At 60.4% G+C, this 16,362-nt stretch carries 16 protein-coding genes; 9 read left to right on the forward strand and 7 right to left on the reverse strand.

Going from position 1 to position 16,362, the window contains the following annotated elements:
* Nucleotides 1-430 (forward strand): hypothetical protein (locus H7C18_RS35015; protein WP_238357542.1); only part of this gene is annotated, 430 nt, incomplete at its 5' end.
* A 459-nt stretch (nucleotides 431-889) separates the two neighbouring features.
* On the forward strand, nucleotides 890-4,138 hold the full coding sequence (locus tag H7C18_RS07275) for a discoidin domain-containing protein (protein ID WP_238357543.1): 3,249 nt from the start codon (nucleotides 890-892) through the stop codon (nucleotides 4,136-4,138).
* A 20-nt stretch (nucleotides 4,139-4,158) separates the two neighbouring features.
* On the opposite strand, the gene H7C18_RS07280 is transcribed toward H7C18_RS07275, so the two are convergent.
* Nucleotides 4,159-4,395, reverse strand: a complete 237-nt coding sequence (locus H7C18_RS07280) for a hypothetical protein (protein ID WP_185128380.1) — start codon at nucleotides 4,393-4,395, stop codon at nucleotides 4,159-4,161.
* A 115-nt stretch (nucleotides 4,396-4,510) separates the two neighbouring features.
* On the opposite strand from H7C18_RS07280, the gene H7C18_RS07285 reads away from it, so the two are divergent.
* Nucleotides 4,511-6,298, forward strand: coding sequence for a M3 family oligoendopeptidase (locus H7C18_RS07285; RefSeq protein WP_185128381.1), 1,788 nt, complete (start codon nucleotides 4,511-4,513; stop codon nucleotides 6,296-6,298).
* Nucleotides 6,299-6,557: 259 nt separating this feature from the next.
* Complete coding sequence (locus H7C18_RS07290) at nucleotides 6,558-6,965, forward strand: O-methyltransferase (protein ID WP_337913084.1); 408 nt, start codon at nucleotides 6,558-6,560, stop codon at nucleotides 6,963-6,965.
* Between the two features lie 68 nt (nucleotides 6,966-7,033).
* On the opposite strand, the gene H7C18_RS07295 is transcribed toward H7C18_RS07290, so the two are convergent.
* Nucleotides 7,034-8,200 (reverse strand): permease, encoded by a 1,167-nt coding sequence (locus H7C18_RS07295; RefSeq protein WP_185128383.1) that lies wholly within the window; start codon nucleotides 8,198-8,200, stop codon nucleotides 7,034-7,036.
* A gap of 474 nt (nucleotides 8,201-8,674) precedes the next feature.
* Here H7C18_RS07295 and trpS point away from each other — a divergent pair, with 474 nt between their 5' ends.
* Complete coding sequence (gene trpS / locus H7C18_RS07300; RefSeq protein WP_185128384.1) at nucleotides 8,675-9,673, forward strand: tryptophan--tRNA ligase; 999 nt, start codon at nucleotides 8,675-8,677, stop codon at nucleotides 9,671-9,673.
* A gap of 43 nt (nucleotides 9,674-9,716) precedes the next feature.
* Here the strand turns inward: trpS and H7C18_RS07305 are convergent, their stop codons facing one another.
* On the reverse strand, nucleotides 9,717-9,893 hold the full coding sequence (locus tag H7C18_RS07305) for a hypothetical protein (RefSeq protein WP_185128385.1): 177 nt from the start codon (nucleotides 9,891-9,893) through the stop codon (nucleotides 9,717-9,719).
* Between the two features lie 110 nt (nucleotides 9,894-10,003).
* Here H7C18_RS07305 and H7C18_RS07310 point away from each other — a divergent pair, with 110 nt between their 5' ends.
* Nucleotides 10,004-10,219 (forward strand): alpha/beta-type small acid-soluble spore protein, encoded by a 216-nt coding sequence (locus H7C18_RS07310; protein ID WP_420481843.1) that lies wholly within the window; start codon nucleotides 10,004-10,006, stop codon nucleotides 10,217-10,219.
* A gap of 136 nt (nucleotides 10,220-10,355) precedes the next feature.
* Here H7C18_RS07310 and H7C18_RS07315 read toward each other — a convergent pair whose 3' ends face one another.
* Entirely contained in the window at nucleotides 10,356-11,339 is a 984-nt protein-coding gene (locus H7C18_RS07315) for a metal-dependent hydrolase (protein ID WP_185128387.1), read from the reverse strand.
* A gap of 90 nt (nucleotides 11,340-11,429) precedes the next feature.
* Here H7C18_RS07315 and H7C18_RS07320 point away from each other — a divergent pair, with 90 nt between their 5' ends.
* Nucleotides 11,430-11,717 (forward strand): hypothetical protein, encoded by a 288-nt coding sequence (locus H7C18_RS07320; protein ID WP_185128388.1) that lies wholly within the window; start codon nucleotides 11,430-11,432, stop codon nucleotides 11,715-11,717.
* Here H7C18_RS07320 and gerQ read toward each other — a convergent pair.
* Nucleotides 11,701-12,273 carry a spore coat protein GerQ gene (gerQ, locus tag H7C18_RS07325; RefSeq protein WP_238357544.1) on the reverse strand — a complete coding sequence of 191 codons (573 nt, stop codon included), beginning with the start codon at nucleotides 12,271-12,273 and terminating at the stop codon, nucleotides 11,701-11,703. The genes H7C18_RS07320 and gerQ overlap by 17 nt on opposite strands.
* A 321-nt stretch (nucleotides 12,274-12,594) precedes the next feature.
* Between gerQ and cyoE the strand changes: the two genes are divergently transcribed.
* Entirely contained in the window at nucleotides 12,595-13,461 is an 867-nt protein-coding gene (gene cyoE, locus H7C18_RS07330; protein ID WP_185128389.1) for a heme o synthase, read from the forward strand.
* A gap of 3 nt (nucleotides 13,462-13,464) precedes the next feature.
* Nucleotides 13,465-14,151, forward strand: coding sequence for an SCO family protein (locus H7C18_RS07335; protein WP_185128390.1), 687 nt, complete (start codon nucleotides 13,465-13,467; stop codon nucleotides 14,149-14,151).
* Nucleotides 14,152-14,248: 97 nt separating this feature from the next.
* On the opposite strand, the gene H7C18_RS07340 is transcribed toward H7C18_RS07335, so the two are convergent.
* Both H7C18_RS07340 and H7C18_RS07345 read right to left on the reverse strand, forming a co-directional pair.
* Nucleotides 14,249-14,611: a ribonuclease M5 gene (locus tag H7C18_RS07340; protein WP_185128391.1), complete on the reverse strand. Its 363-nt coding sequence runs from the start codon at nucleotides 14,609-14,611 to the stop codon at nucleotides 14,249-14,251.
* 392 nt (nucleotides 14,612-15,003) lie between these two features.
* The gene (locus tag H7C18_RS07345; protein WP_185128392.1) at nucleotides 15,004-16,200 is read right to left on the reverse strand and encodes an MFS transporter; all 1,197 of its coding nucleotides are present in this window, start codon (nucleotides 16,198-16,200) and stop codon (nucleotides 15,004-15,006) included.
* Nucleotides 16,201-16,362 lie beyond the last annotated feature (162 nt).

Raw genomic sequence — 16,362 nt, forward strand, 5'->3', positions numbered from 1 at the left:
AAACATTAGCTGGTTTTTGCTTCGAAATCCCGCTCGCTCAGGAAGAAGATGGATGACACTTTCGCTTTCACCCCTTTTCATCGAAATTCCGTTCGCTCAGGGCAAGGCCGGTCGACACTTCGCTTTCGCCCCTTTTCATCGAAATTCCGTTCGCTCAGGGCGAGGCCGGTCAACAGCTTCGCTTTCGTCCCTTTTCATCGAAACCCCGCTCGCTCAGGCAGAGGATGGACGACACCTTCGCTTTCGCCCCCTTTTCATCGAAATCCCGCTCGCTCAGGGCACGGACGGCTTACAGAGTCTGCATTACACCGGAACTATATTTCGGCAATCAAGCGCTGCCTTGCTGATGTCATTGATATCTGAAACGTACTTGCGATCGAACGTTTCGGCGGACTTCATGGAATGGCAACAAAGACTGTTCGAGGTCTGAGCGAAGGGGATATCCGCATTAAGCAATCGCAATGGACATGTCCTGAGCGAGCGGGATTTCGAGTATAAGAAGAAAAAAGGCCACTTCGAGCCGTATGCCGGGCGGGGGCGGGAGCTTAACCTGAGCAAGCGGGATTTCGGACAAAAGGCGAGCAAGCGGTGTGACGGAAAGGCGGACGGAGGAAAGCCGCCGGGGGTGGCCGATGGGTTTTCGTTCGCTTGCCCGTTTCGGCCCGCACGGCCGGCAGCCGACAGTGGCATGCGATGCCGCTATGCCGTGCGGCAGGCGGAGGCGGGAGGCGGCATACGATTTCGCCAATACCTTCCGCTTCGTTCCCCGCAAAAATTCGGACATCGGAAACACAAAAAATTGGATATTCCGGATTTTTCCTTACAGCTACAATGAACGCGAAGAGCAAGCACTGCAAACGCTCTCACATTGAAGGCTGGAGGGAGAATCATGATGAAGAAACGAATCAGGGGTTTCGCCGTCGCCGTCGGCGCGGCGCTGCTGGCTGCGCTGACGCCGCTCGGCGCCATGAACGGCGCTGCGGCGTCAGCCGGCGGCCAACCGGCGCACCATGTCGTCGCGGTCAGCGGCATGCCGCAGGCTGACGGCGGCGCGGACGGCGCGGACGGCGCGGACCGTCAAGGCGGGTCGCACGGGAACGGAAGCGGCGCGAGCGCAGGCCGCTCGAACGGGCATGGCGAGGCCGGCGCATCGGTCGACATTTCGCAGACCGGCCATGTCGTGACGGCTACGAACGGATTGGTGACGGTCGAATACGACCTGTCGACCGGCAAGGGCGATCTAAGTGCCGGCACAACGAGCCTCATGCACGATTTTTATTCGGACTACGGCGTGGCAGGGAGTTCAACGCGCATCAGCTCCTCCGATGCCGGGACGAGGACGGCGAACTGGACGTCCGTCGGCACGGACGGCTACGGCTCCGGCGGCAAGAAGCTGACGATCGCAAGCGTCCTGACGTCCGGCTCGACGATCGCGCTGAACCTGACGCTGTACGAGGGCAAGCCGTACGTGCTCGCGAGCATGTCGGTCAGCAAGAGCACGCCGCTCACGATCGATTTCCTGGAGCCGATCGCGGCGGACAACCTGGACATCGGCGCCGGCTCGGACAAGCGAATCTATACGGCGCCCTACAACAACAACACCGACTTCGGCGTCGCGCCGGTGAACGATTTCGGCAACAGCGAGAACGGGAGCGACCGGCCGGAAGGCACGAACGTGACGTGGTCGCCGTTCGACGGCACCAGCTACTGGGTGGCGGCGATGTTCGACAATGCGAACAAGAACGGGTTCATTGCCGGCGCGGCCACTACGTTCAAGTGGAAAAGCATGCAGTTCCTGCGCCAAGCGGCAACCGCGAACGGTCCGCTTACCGGCTTCTCCGTCTACAACGCCGGCGGCACGCAGAGCGGAACGATTGTCGCATCGGATTTGTTTTTCCTGGGCTACTATTCAGACTACCGCGACGGGCTCGAAGAGTTCGGCCGAACGTACGCCGTCGGAGACCCGAAGCTTCCCTGGACGGGCGGCGTACCGATGGGCTACAACAGCTACTACACGTTCTACGGCCTGCCGACCGGCGAGTCGATGAAGGCGATGGTCGACTACTACGCCGACCATTTGAAGCCGCTTGGCTATACGTACTTGAACCTGGATTGCTGCTACAAGGGGGCCTCCGGCCAGGGGCTTGACACCGACTTCGCGGCTTATGCGGATTACGTGCACGGCAAGGGGATGAAAGCGGGGGGCTACGAGGTTCCGTTCGGCATTTTCTACGATCTGTCCGATCCCGTTCCCGGAGCGCCGCAGTACACGTTCCAAGACATCGCGCTCAAGGACGACAACGGCCAGCCGATCCGCACGTATCTGGGCACGTACATCGTCGACGCCACCCATCCCGGCGGACAAGCCTATCTGAAGCACTTGATGGACTATTATTTCGTCGATACCGGCTTCGACTACGTGAAGCTGGATTTTCTCGACTTCGGCATGTTCGAAGGAAAGCACTACGATCCGACCAAAAACGGCATCCAGGCCTACCGGATCGGCATGCAGATCGTGCGCGACGAGCTGCAGTCGGCTTCGCGGGACATTTTCATCGACGAGTCGATCGCCCCGCTGCTTCCGTCCGGCTACGCGCACGGCAGACGGTCCGGCGTCGACACGACGATTCCGCTGCAGGGCAACTTGATGTCCGGCATCGAGCGCCAGGCGATGAACGCGGCGGCCTCCTGGTGGACGAACGGCACGCTTTACGAGTATAACGATCCGGATATGGCGCTGCCGGAAAATATCGCGAACGGCTTCGACAAAACGACGCTGAACGAGAGCCGGCTGCTGACGACGGTGGACCTGCTGGAAGGGGGTCATCTGCTGATCGGCGACAACGTTCCGTTCATCTCGGAGGACCGGCTGGCCCCGTTCCTCGATCCGTCGCTGATCGGCATCGCGGCCGAAGGGAAAGCGGCGCGGCCGGTGTCGATGACGAACTTCTATCACAAGCTCGAGCACTCGCCGCCGATCGTTTACTCCACTTTGGCGAACGGAGACAAGGTCGTCGGCATGTCCAACTGGAACCTGAACGGGACCGCGACGCAGACCGTGTCGTTCGCCGATCTCGGTCTCAGCCCGACCGCTTCCTATACCGTGACGGAGCTGTACGGCCGGACGAAGCTCGGCACGTTCAGCGGCAGCTACACGCGCACGCAGCAGCCGGGCGAGTCCGTCATTTTACGGATTTCGAGCACGGCCTCCGATTGGCCGGCGCCTCCGGTCAATCTCGCGGCCGGCAAGCCGGCGACGGCTTCGTCCACCTGGTCGGCGCAGACGGGCTACGACGCGTCCAAGGCGACGGACGGCGATGCCGGCACCCGCTGGAGCGCGGAGGACGGGCAGTTCAACAACCAATGGATCGAAGTGAACTTGGGCGCCGCCACCGACGTCAACCGCGTCGTATTGAGGGAATACAACGGCGGCAACCAATCGTTCCAGATCGATACGTACGCGCTGCAATATTGGAACGGCACGGGCTATACCGATCTGACCAAAGGATTTACGATCGGCGACAAACGGATCCTCGACTTCCCGACCGTCTCGACGACGAAGCTGCGGCTGTACGTCAACAAAGGACGCTTCATTCCGTCGATCGTCGAATTCGAAGCCTACGACGTCAGCGGCAACACCGGCTCCATCATCGATCAGGACGACAGCGCCGCCGCCTATTCGGCTTACTCGGACATTCGCGCGAACATCGAGCGGATGCAGACGTTCTCGCTGACGTCGCCCAGCTTGCCGAAGCTCGACTTCTACCTGTACGAGAGCTACGTCAACGACGTTCCGAAGGACAGCTATTATCTCGACATCGTCCAACTGGACGACGACGGCATTCCGGCGGAGACGCTGTTCACGGCGTCGCTCGCTTCGAACAACATTCCGGGCTCGCCGACGCCGTATTCCATCTATCCGAAGCTGACCGGACTGGATACGACGAAGAAATACGCGATCGTGCTGCGTTCGCCGAATGCGCTGGACGACGGCTCCACCAACAACAAGTACGGGTTCGCGTACAGCGACGACAATCCTTACCCGAACGGGGAGGAGAAGATCTCCTTCGACGGGGGCGCCACCTGGGGCGCGGAAAGCGGCGGGGGCCGGGATTTGATCTTTACGATTTACAAGTAAGCTTGAGGCTTGCGGCCGCGCTAGGAACGGACGGCGCGGTCCGCGAGCAGATAATCGCTGTCGGCGTCGATCAACTGCAGCCTCGTATGGCAGCAGTTGAACAGCACCGACAGCTTTTTGTGTCCGCCGCTCAGGTCCGCGACGTCCTTCGGCTTGATCGGCAGCCGCACGTCCCGCTTGCCGCAGAAAGGGCATTCCGAGGCATAAACCTCGTTCATCTGGATGTCGTAGGGAAGACTGTTTTCAAAGGGAATCACGATTGACGCACCTCCGTTCGCTCTGCTTGGTTGTCCCTAACGATACAACAGTTGTTCCCGGAAGCGCAATAAGGTAGCATGGGTAAAAAAAGGTACATGAGAGGATGAGCGATCGATGAGTCAGGCGCTGTCGCAAACGTGGGATTTGGACGCGATTTTCGCGGGAGGCTCCGAGTCGCCGGCCTTCGCTTCGTTTCTGGCCGAGACGGATGCGCTCGTCGCCGGCTTGCTGGGGGAGCTGACGGGCGGCGGGCAAGCGGACGAAGCCGCGCTGACGGGATGGACGGAGCGGCTGCAGCAGGCGCAGTCGCGGATTCGGCAGGCGGACTCCTTCGTCGGCTGTCTGTCCGCGCAGCGGATGGACGACCGGAAGGCGGTCGCCCTGACGGAAAAGGTTCAGACGCTGTCCGCGAAATTCCGCCAAGCGTCCGACCGGTTCGACGTGAAGCTGGCGGAGCTGCCGGAGGACCGGTTCGAGCGGTGGGCGCGGGAGACAGCTCAGTCTCCGGTGGCGTTTCCGCTGCGGGAGCGCCGCGACGCGATCCGCGAGAAGCTGCCCCCGGAGCAGGAGGCGCTTGCTTCGGAGCTGGCCATCGACGGCTACCAGGGCTGGGGAGAGCATTACCAGACGATCGTCGGGCGCATCTCGATCCCGTGGGAGGAGAACGGCCAGCAGAAGCAGCTGTCGGCCGGACAGGCGGCGAATCGGCTGGAAAGCCCGAATCCGCAAGTCCGGGACGAGATGGGCAAGCTCTGGGAGGAAGCGTGGGCCTCCGAGTCCGACCTGTGCGCGGACACGCTCAACCGGCTGGCCGGCTTCCGCCTGAAGCTGTACGCCCGCCGCGGATGGGACGATCCGCTTCATGAGCCGCTCAAGATGAACCGGATGAGCCGCGATACGCTGGATGCGATGTGGCAGGCGGTCGAGGCCGGAATCGAGCCATTGAAGCGGTATCTGGCCGCGAAGGCGCGCCGTTTCGGCAAGATGAAGCCGGACTGGCACGACGTCTACGCCCCGATCGGAGAAGATGGGGAGAAAATCGGGTACGACGAGGCGGCGAAGCTCATCCGCGAAGCGTTCGAGCCGTTCTCCCCAGGCATGGCGAAGCTGGCCGACCGGGCGTTCGCCGAGCGCTGGATCGAAGCGGAAGACCGGCCCGGCAAGCGGCCGGGAGGCTTCTGCACCGACTTCCCGGTCAGCCGGCAGACCCGCATTTTCATGACGTATTCCGGCACGCCGGGCAACGTCTCGACGCTTGCTCACGAGCTGGGCCACGCTTACCACAGCTCTTTGGTGGACGGGCTGCAGCCGTTCGCGCAGGACTACGCCATGAACGTGGCGGAGACGGCTTCGACGTTCGCGGAAGGACTCGTCAGCGACGCGCTGCTGAAGCGGACCGCCAGCGGCGAGGCGCTGCTGGGACTGCTCGACGAGCGGCTGCAGAACGCGGTATCGTTCTTCATGAACATCCGCGCGCGCTTCCTGTTCGAGACGCGATTCTACGCGGGCCGGAAGGAAGGGATGCTCGAAGCGGGGCAGCTGAACGAGCTGATGACGGCGGCGCAGAAGGAAGCGTTCGGAGATGCGCTCGGTTCCTGGCATCCGCACTTTTGGGCGTCGAAGCTGCACTTTTACTTGACCGACGTGCCTTTTTACAATTTCCCGTATACGTTCGGCTACCTGTTCAGTACCGGTCTGGCCGCCGTCGGCGAAGCCGAAGGACCTTCGTTCGGCAAAAGATACGACCGTCTGCTGGAGGATACCGCCTTGATGACGGTGGAACAGCTGGCGTCCAAGCATCTTGGGGTCGATTTGAGCCGGGGAGACTTCTGGGAGTCCGCCGTTCGCCGCGCCGTTGCCGACGTGGACCGGTTCGTCAGCCTTGCCGGCGGAGCGCATTGATCGCCGCTGCCGGGAATCTCTTCCGAGGGAGCCTAAAGGCTCCCTCCTTTTTTATGTCGAATTGTTCCCGAAGTCCCTGCAAAAATAAGACTTAAGAAGCGGTTTTTCGGTCCGATTTTCCAAAAAGGCGGAAAAAAGATTGACGACAAAATTAGACAATTCGATTGTAAAATTCTAAATATTCTCATATAATGAGTCTGAAGTTGCATAAGGAATATATTAGGATGTTCCCCGAGAGAGAGGGAGAGGGAGGATAATGATGGAAGCCGAAATGATGCCATTGGCCAGACAAGTGGATGTCGCTTTGCGGCAGATGGAGGAAGAACTGAAGGGGTTGTCGGCCGGTACGATCGTCATGCAGATTCGCAACGATATGATCGGCAAATTCGGAGTCCGCCACTTGCCGCTGGACTACGAAGAGCGAGAACCGTACTCCCGCACGCCCCGTTCGGGATTGACGGCCGATCAAGTGGCGACTCTTCGGAAGATGGCGCTGGAAGCGTTGGAACATAAGCGCAGTTGGACTCATGGAGAAATTACATACGATTTCGTGCTTCGACAAGGCAAAATTTCCTTAAGCGTCCAATTCGAGTCCAACTACAACATGGCCAATCTCATGTTCCGCCTCTCCAAGCGGAGAGATCGGAGGGAAGTATCCAACGAGTAGCTCCTTGGCATAGAAAAACCGGCCTTCTCATCGGGGGCCGGTTTGTTGTCTGATCTGCGCCTTTCCGCTTAGACCCAGCCCCATCGTTCGAACAGGTGGGAGCCGATCAGCACGAGGCAAAAAGTGGCGAAGGCGAAGCGGAGCACGAATGTTTTGCGGAAGACGGACAGCATCAGGAGAACGCCCTTCAGGTCCAGCATCGGTCCGAGAACGAGAAAGGACAGAAGCGCTCCGTGCGGGACGAATGGAGCCAGCGGAGCGGCCACGAAGGCGTCCGCCGTCGAGCAAAGCGAAAGGAAAAAGGCGAATGCCATCATGAACAGATGGGAGAACCAGTCGTGTCCGGCGAGCCGCGAGATGGTCTCGGGAGACACGGACGTCTGAACGGCGGCCGCGATCAGGGAGCCCGCCAGCAGGTATTTGCCCATATCCCAAAAGTCTTGCAGCGCGTGATGCGAAATTTCATGGAAGCCGGCCGCCCAGCGGGAGCGGGGAGTGCCGGGACGCACGTCATGATGATGGCTGTGGCCGTGGTGATCCTGCACATGATGCTCATGGTCATGGCGGTCATAATGCTCATGATCGTGATGGTCATGATGCGAATGTCCATGAGAGTGGCCGTGATGCCCGTGGCCGCTCCCGGCCGTCCGGTCTTCGCGCAGCGGGTTGCGTTTGAGTGTGGCTGCGAGCAGCAGGCCGAGCGATGCGGCCACGGCGAACGCAAGGCCGAACCGCGAGTAAGCGAGCCGCGGATCGGAGCGGAAAGCGGCGAAGGTCGAGGCGATGACGATCGGATTCAAGATCGGACCGGCCGCCAGGTAGACCAGGCCGATATAGGCGGGAACGCCTTTGCGGATGAGCCGCCGGACGATGGGCACCATTCCGCATTCGCACAGCGGCATCGCCATGCCGAGCAGGCTGCCGAACAGGACGCCGTACACCTTATTTTTTGGAGCGAGGCGGCGGATGTGACGATCCGAGACGAACGCTTCAATCACGGAGGAGACGAGCGATCCAAGCGCCAGGTAAGGCAGCGCATCCAGCAGAATGCCCGCGAACGTGCGAAACAGCGGGCTGAAATAATCGGCATGGCGGCGCCAAACCAGGAAGAGCAGGAAGACGCCCGAAGCCGCGGTCAGGATCCGAAGCCGGACAATCGTCGCCATATCCATTTTCACTTCCTTATCGTACCGGCTGCGGAACCGCGATCGAATCGCCCTCCGGCGTTTCGCCAAGCCGTCCGCTTCGCCGGGGAATGGAGTTTGCGGTAGCTTTTCCTAACGTATGCTTGGCTTGGGCGAGGAAGAACGCGTATTTGATTGCAACGGATCGGGGAGAGCTTTATAATGTAGGGTAATATTCGAATTCGGCGTTGATGAGAACAAGTACGTCTTCGGGGACGGTCCCAGAGAGCCGGCGATCGCTGCGAGCCGGTACCCGCCCGAAGGCCGAATGGAACTCGGAGCCGGGAGCTGGAGGCGGCGGATCCGTGCGATTCGTTCCGAGGTTCCCCGACGGTTCCCCGTTACCGGAACGAAAGGCTTCAATCCCTGCCCGTTGCCCGACGCGACCGGCACAGTTCTATTGAAGCGAATAAGGGTGGCACCACGACCTCTTCGTCCCTTGCGGACGGGAGGTCTTTTTGTCGTTACCGGAGTATCCCGTCGCGATTCGATTATTTCGACCATTCAGAAAGGTGGAATTCAAGAATGACCGCACCCTTGCGAGTCCTGTCCGGCATCCAGCCGAGCGGCCAATTGACCCTCGGCAATTACATCGGAGCGATGAAAAATTTCGTCGCCCTCCAAAACGAATACGATTGCTTCTTTATGATCGTCGATCTTCACGCGGTCACCGTGCCGCAGGAGCCGGCAAACCTGCGGGAGCAGACGGAGGCGGTTGCCGCGCTGTTCATCGCCGCCGGCATCGATCCGCGCCAAGCGGCCGTGTTCGTGCAGTCCCACGTGCCCCAGCACGCGGAGCTCGGCTGGCTGATGACGACGCTGTCGTATATGGGCGAGCTAGAGCGGATGACGCAGTTCAAGGACAAGTCGGCGGGCAAGGAGGCGGTAGGAGCCGGCCTGTTCGTGTATCCGTCGCTCATGGCCGCCGACATTTTGCTGTATCAAGCGAACCTGGTGCCGGTCGGCGACGACCAGAAGCAACACTTGGAGCTGACGCGCGATCTGGCGGGCCGCTTCAACTACCGGTTCGGCGATACGCTGACGATTCCGGAGCCGTACATCCCGAAGGTGGGAGCGCGCATCATGTCGCTGGACGACGCTTCGAAAAAGATGAGCAAAAGCAACCCGAACCCGGGCAGCCACATCACCCTGCTCGACGAGCCGGACGTCATCCGCAAAAAAATTTCCCGGGCCAAAACGGACCTGGGCAAGGAAGTCGTCTTCGATCCGGCGGAAAAGCCGGAGATCAGCAACCTGATGACGATCTACGCGAACTGCGCGGGAATTTCGCTGGAGGAAGTCGCGGCCCGATACGAAGGCCAAGGCTACGGCGCGTTCAAAAAAGACCTTGCGGAGCAAGTCGTGGCCCTGCTGGAGCCGCTTCAGGGCAAGTACAAAGAAATTCGCGCGTCCGGGGAAATTCACGACATTCTCCGCGAAGGCGCGCAAAAAGCGCAGGCCGTCGCGGAGACGACGCTGCGCCAGGTAAAGGAAGCGATGGGATTTCTGGCTCCCCGGCGATAATCGAAGGGCGGGTGCGCCGCCTTTCAAGGGCGGCGATCCGCGGTCAGGTACGCGCTTTGCGGGTCACCCTGGCTTTGACGGCGAAGCCGAAGCCGATGTTGCACATTCCCAGCACGAAGAACAGCGCCGCCAGCCATCCGTTGTACGCGATCGAGATGGCGGTGGCGGTCAACCAGGCCATGGAAGTGACGGCAAACAATAATCCGAGCGATTTGTTCATTCTTTGATCTCCTTAAGCATATTTTTCTTTCGCTTTTGCATACTAGGAAAGCAAGCTTGCAAACCACATCAGCAAGGCGAAAGGAGCATTCAAGCATGGCAGCAAACAACATGAACACTTCTTCTTCTCGTAACCGGGTACTTGTGCGCGAAGCCAAGAACGCTCTGGAAAACATGAAGATGGAAGCCGCTCAATCCCTGGGCGTCCAAATCCCGCAAGACGGCTACTACGGCAATGTAACTTCCCGCGACGCCGGTTCCCTTGGCGGCTACATCACCAAGAACCTGGTTCGCATCGCCGAGCAACAACTTTCCGGCAGCCGTTAAGGACTTCACGGTCCCGGCCGAAAGCCCGAGGTTACCCCTCGGGCTTTTATCATGCGTTTGGGGACTTTTATTTATTTTCCTGCAACCGCCGGCCGGAGTCAATAGAAAGAACGAAGCCGGCCGAAGGCCGGCCGGCTCAGTACGTGTTCATCCGCAATCTTTTCTCCAACCGATCGTCGCTCAGCCATCCTACATAAGATTGAAGCGGCGCGAGGTTCGCGTCCATCATGACGACGGCGACGAACGGATATTGGCGCCGGTGGCGGTAACGAATGTCCACCCATCGGACCTCGTATCCCCACGATTTCGGTTTGACCTGCGCGCATGGGAACGGGGTCACGTTCAGAAACGCCTGAACTTCCTTCGTCCGCTTGGACGCGTCCACCGCGGGATCGTCGTCGCACTTCGTCGTCTCCAGCCAGACGAGCTTGCCGCTATCCCATTCTCCGATGCCGTAACGGCAGTCGCTCGACTGCCGAACGACGTTCCATCTGGACAGGGAAAGCGTCGGCAGCAGCGTATAGCGATCGCCTTCCCGGCGGTCGGGATCGGTTCCCGGCAGCTTCGCGGCCAGGCGGCGATGAACGAGCGTTCGCCAGCCGTAGTACAGCGCCAGGAGCGAGTAGAGAACGGGAAAGATCACCCGAGGCTCGGCCCAGCCGGTCATCCACAGCAGGATCGCGGCGATGTGAGACAGGAAGATGACCGGATCGAAGATGTGGATGATGTTCCAGGCGATCCACTTGCTCGTGAACGGCCGGAAAGCTTGCGTCCCGTACGAGTTGAACAAATCGGTGGCGACGTGGACGAGCACCGCCAGAAGAATCCACAGCATAAGATGCGTCCACGGAACGGTGCGGAACGACAGGGACAGGATCACCGTCAGCAGCGCCGTCCAGCCGGCCAGCGCCGGAAGGGAGTGGGACAAGCCCCGGTGGTTTTTGATATAATCGGCATTGCTTTTGAACCGAAGGACGGTGTCGGCGTCCGGAGCCTGCGAGCCGAGTACGGTGCCGATCAGAACGGCGAGCGGTCCGTACGGATGCGAGGAGATGACGGGATCGGTGAGCGCAAGACCGCCAAGGCCGAGCCCGAACACCAGGTGAGTGCCGGAGTCCATGCGGAAATAATCCCCTTTCGCTGCGTTGTCGCGATAGGGTTCAGTATGAGCCGGGGGACCGGAATTTATGAGAAAAAGGGTGGCGGGCGCATGATCGTTTTCTGCGAATACCGGGTGACGGAAGAGAACCGGGAGGCTTATTTGGGCTGGGTCAGGGCTTGCCCGGAACGATGGAGCGGAGTCGAGCTTGCGGAGAATACGGTTCAGCCCGGCGTCTTCGTGGAACTGCGCCGGGCTTTGAACGAGGAAGAGGCGGCACGAATGGAAAAAGAACGCCGCGAAGGACGTTCTTGGGAGGAGATGGAGCGCTGGGTGAAGGGAGGACGTACGGGCGTGCGCGTCTGGATGTTTCGTCCCGTCGTTACCGGAAGCGAGTAGAGAGCCCTGCCTGGCCCGCGGATCCGAACGGAAGGTTGTAGTTGAGCGGCTCGTCGAACGTGATGTAGTCAAGGTTCAGCATCAGCAGCAGATAGCGCTTGCCCGTGACGGGGTCGCTGATGATGATGTGGTCCCGTCCGGCCGCTTCGACCACGCCTTTGAAAATTTTGGCGTTCCATTCGCTGTTGTTCTCGTACGTCATGTAGAACGTGCCGACTTTGCCGAGATTCATCCGCAGGATGTTTTCGACATACGATTCCTGCGTCGCAAGCGGCGGGAACGTCGCGCCGGTCGGCGTGATGACCGAATTGTTCATCGTTAGCGGGGGCATCGTCCCGGTCGCCGTCCCGGCAACCATGCCCGGCGCCATGCCGGTTGCGTTACCGCTCAGTCCGGGGTATGAGGCACCGGCCGTCGCGTTCGGCTTCGCGGCCATTCCGGCAGCGGGACTGACGGCGCTGGGGGTGAACGGAGCGTTGTTCGCAGCGGCCGGCATGACGGCATTCGGCATGTTCGAGGCGGTCGGCATTCCCGACCAAGGGGATTGATTGTACAAGGTGAATCCTCCTTTTAAATAGGCGTTAGCCCTGTTAATAAACGCGGGGTCAGTTCACCGCTTCCGCCCGGAACGTTCCGGACGGTGCTGGGCGATTGTCACCATACAGTCTATTGCCTGCGCCCGGATTTGGTGCCTGCCCTCGCTAAGTTCGACGCAAGATCTGCGAATGCCGCGTCCGGTGGCGATTTGATGAACACCATCGCGCGAACATTGTCAATAGCCAAAGATTTGGGGTATCATTGAAAGCGACTGCAATCGGAAGAACGGTGCCGCTCGCTGGTCGCACCCTCTTCACCGGTCTTTCGAAGGAGGAACACCGTGTTTAAAGATTTAGTGGCCCTGACCAAGCCCGGCATTATCCGCTTGAATCTGTTCGCGGCTTTCGGCGGGTTCTGGGTCGCTTCCCGCTGGGATTTCGATTGGGCCGACTGGTCGCGTCTGATCTGGATGCTGGTCGGATCGACGCTGACGATGGCCTCGTCGTGCGTCTTCAATAATTACCTGGACCGGGACTTCGATACGAAGATGGCGCGGACGCAGAACCGGGCGCTGCCGATGGGCCGGCTGAATCCGGCGTTCGTTCTCGGGTACGCGATCGTGCTCGGCGCGGCGGGCATCCTCACGCTGTTTCTTGCCGTTAACGTCCTGTGCGGCTGGTTGGGTCTTCTGGGCATGTTCGTCTACGTCGTCGTCTACACATTGTGGCTGAAGCGCAACTCCACCTGGAGCACCTCGGTCGGCGGCGTGTCCGGCGCGATGCCTCCCGTCATCGGATATTGCGCGGTAACCGGACGCGTCGACGAGGGAGCGTGGATCCTGTTCGCGCTGCTGTTCTTCTGGCAGCCGCCGCATTTCTGGTCGCTGGCGATTCGCAGGGTGGAAGAGTACCGGTCCGCGGGCTATCCGGTGCTGCCGGTCGTGAAGGGGATCCTGCGGACGAAGATCCAGATGGTGCCGTATATCGCGCTCCTGCTGGTCGCTTCGATCTTGCTTTACACGTACCATTATGTAGGGGTCGTCTTTCTGATTCTGTCGATCGTCGTTCTGGCCCTCTGGCTGCTTCACGCCCTGTCCGGCTTCCGGACGAGCAATACGGAGAAATGGGCGAAGACGGATTTCCTGTTCTCCGTCAATTATTTGATGATAATGTTCATCGCCATGATCTTGGATACGAATGGAGTGTAACGCGTGAACGATCAAACCGAACCGCAAAACACGGGCAGCGCTCCCGAGACGCCGGCCAAGCCGGCCGCCAAGCGCTCATTCGCCCGCAGGTACGCCTTTCCGCTCGTGCTGTTTGGACTGTGCGTCATTCTGGGCGCCTACCTGCTCTATAATTCGCTGTCCGGCGGCGGCACGAAGCTGGCCGATCAGGGAGCGGCGGCCGACTTTACTTATTCCGACATCGACGGCAAGCAAGTGACGATGAGCGAAGAGAACGGCAAAGTCCGGCTCGTGTATTTCTTCTATTCGAATTGCCCGGACGTCTGCCCGCCGACGACCTTCATGATGTCGCAGGTTCAGGATCAACTGAAAGCGGAAGGCAAATTCGGCAGCCAGGTCGAATTCCTGTCGATCACGATCGATCCGACCCGAGATACGCCCGAGGCGCTCAAGACGTTCGGCGACAAGTTCAACGCGGACTATACGGGGTGGAAGTTCCTGCGCGGGGACGAACAGGCGACGGCCGATCTGGCGAAGAAGTACAACCTGCTCGTCAGCAAGGGCGACGACGGCAACTTCGGCCATATGAACCTGATCGTGCTCGTGGACAAGAAGGGTCATATCCGCGATTATATTTCCCCGCAAGCGAACGGGGATCCGACCGACGTGACGGCCGACGAGCTGACGAAGGAGATCAAAACGCTTCTATAATGAAGGTTCGGGTTATGAAATGAAAGAAGGCGAAGCAGCCGCCGCGGCTGTTTCGCCTTCTTTCATTTCGCGCCGTCGTTTGCCTTGCGGCGAAGGATTATTCCGGCCAGGCCGGCAAAGGAGAGGGATAAATAATGTGTTCCTCCAGCCCGGCTTTCTCCAGCTGCTGGATCAAATACTCTTCCGGCGTCCCCTCGACGCCGTTGTAGCCCCGCCTCGTGTAGATATGTTCGGCGTCGGGAAAGACGTCGCGCAGCACGCCGCGAATCCGGCGCCCGGAGGCGTCCGGGTCGGTGAACAAATAAACCTGGCGGTTGCCGACCGCTTTGCGGAGCGATTCGATCTTCTCCGTCCCGAGCGTGCCGAACGTGCAGTGGATGGGGATGTCGGCCGAGAGCACGCGGGAGAGCCGGCTTTTGTCGTTTTTGCCCTCTACGATGATCGCGATGTTCGGGTCCATTGGCGCATTCCTCCCGGCCGGCGAGCGCAAGCACTCGTGTCCGCCCTCGCCGTATCTGTCTGTTATTTTACCACAGCGAGGAGAAAATGCGGTCCTGCGCATTCGCGCAGGCTGCGTGCGCCCGCCCGGCCGGCGGGCGGCGGTTACCAGATCATAAGAACGATAACCAGCAGAATGAAGAGAATAAACAGAAGGACGATGAGGGCGGTCGAAGCGCCGTAACCGGGAACGGCCCGCGACATGGGCTTCACCTCTTCCTGGAAACCCGGTTTCGCCCTTTTCCGGAGCGTGGGGTAGGGGCCTCGCCTTTATCGTATGCAAGCGATCTCGTCCATGCCTGCCCGGAATCGAATTCGGACAGATTCGATCTTCCTCGTCAGACGGGAGAACCCTCAGTGACCGGCGACCGGAGGAGGCTCCGCTCCGGGATTCCAGCCTTGAACGTAAACCGCCCGCGGCATGAGAACGGCGAGCGCCAGCATCAGGACGGCGAACGAGACGAAGAACGGCGACATATGCTCGCGTACCGCTCCGGCCGCGACCGGGCCGAGGAACGAGCCGATCGACAGGGCGATCGACATGTAGGAGAAGGTTCGCCCGAAACGCGAGGGCCCGCTGAGCTGGAGCAGGAAGGAGGTCATGGCCGGGAACATGATGCCCTTGGACATCCCGACCGCGAACAGCATGACCGACAGCGGCAGCGGCCAGCCGATGGCCAGCGCGTAATAGCCGAGCGCCATCAGCGCCAACGCCGCGATGCATCTCGCATAAGGCAGGTACTTCTGAAGGAACAGCATGGCCAGCGTCGACAGCGAACCGAGGCTGACGATGGAGAACAGCAGCCCGGTCGTGAGCAGTTCGTCCGAGCTTTTGGCTTGCAGCGGGAGCTCGAAGGCCAGGACGCCCTGCGCGCACGAGATCGCGACCGGCAGCAGGAAGACCGCCCATGGGACGCGGCCCGGGGCGGCCTCCTGCAGCGCTTGCGCTTCCGCCGGAGAGTCGGCTTTGCGGGAAGCGGCGGGCGAGTCGGCCAGAAGGGGAGCAACCGGCTCCCGTACGAACCAAAGCGAGCCGATTCCGGTGATCAGCAGAATCCATCCGAGGACGGCGAACGACTGGGTGAATCCGAGCTCCGCCGCCAGCCAGGCGCCTGCGGCGGGCGAGACGACGGACGCGATGGTATGGACGAGCCCGTTGCCGGCCATCAGCTTGCCCTGATGGATATGATTCTTGGCGAGCCGGGCGAGCAGAGTCAGACAGGCCGGGGACAGGAAGGCGAGCACGAAGCCGCTGGCCGACCGAATGTACAGCAAGTGCCAAGGATCGCTCACTTGCGATTGAAGCAGCAGCAGAACGCCCGCACCCGACAAGCTGGCGGCGATGAACAGACGGCTGCCGAAACGGTCGACGGCGAAGCCCGCGATCAGGTTGCCGGGAAGATGCGTGAGCGAATACATTCCCATGACGAGGCCGATAAAGGACGGGGCGGCGCCCAGGGATACGGCGAACGGAGTCAGCATCGGATACTGGGCATGGAGATCGAAAAATGCGACGAACAAAAACAGGTAAAGCCAAATCGCCGTTCTCATCGGCCTTTTGCACCTCCGGGATGGGGAGCGCCCTTGTGAAGCGGGCTGGCGCCCGAATTCGGTCTATCTTACTTGTACGTCGAACGAGCCCCGGTTATGCCCAAGCTCCCGCAGGGGGTTGAAGTGTGTGGCGATACGTGGTACACTTTGTTCAATCTAACT

This window comes from Cohnella zeiphila (assembly GCF_014212055.1).
In the GTDB taxonomy this organism is placed as follows: Bacteria; Bacillota; Bacilli; order Paenibacillales; family Paenibacillaceae; genus Cohnella; species Cohnella zeiphila.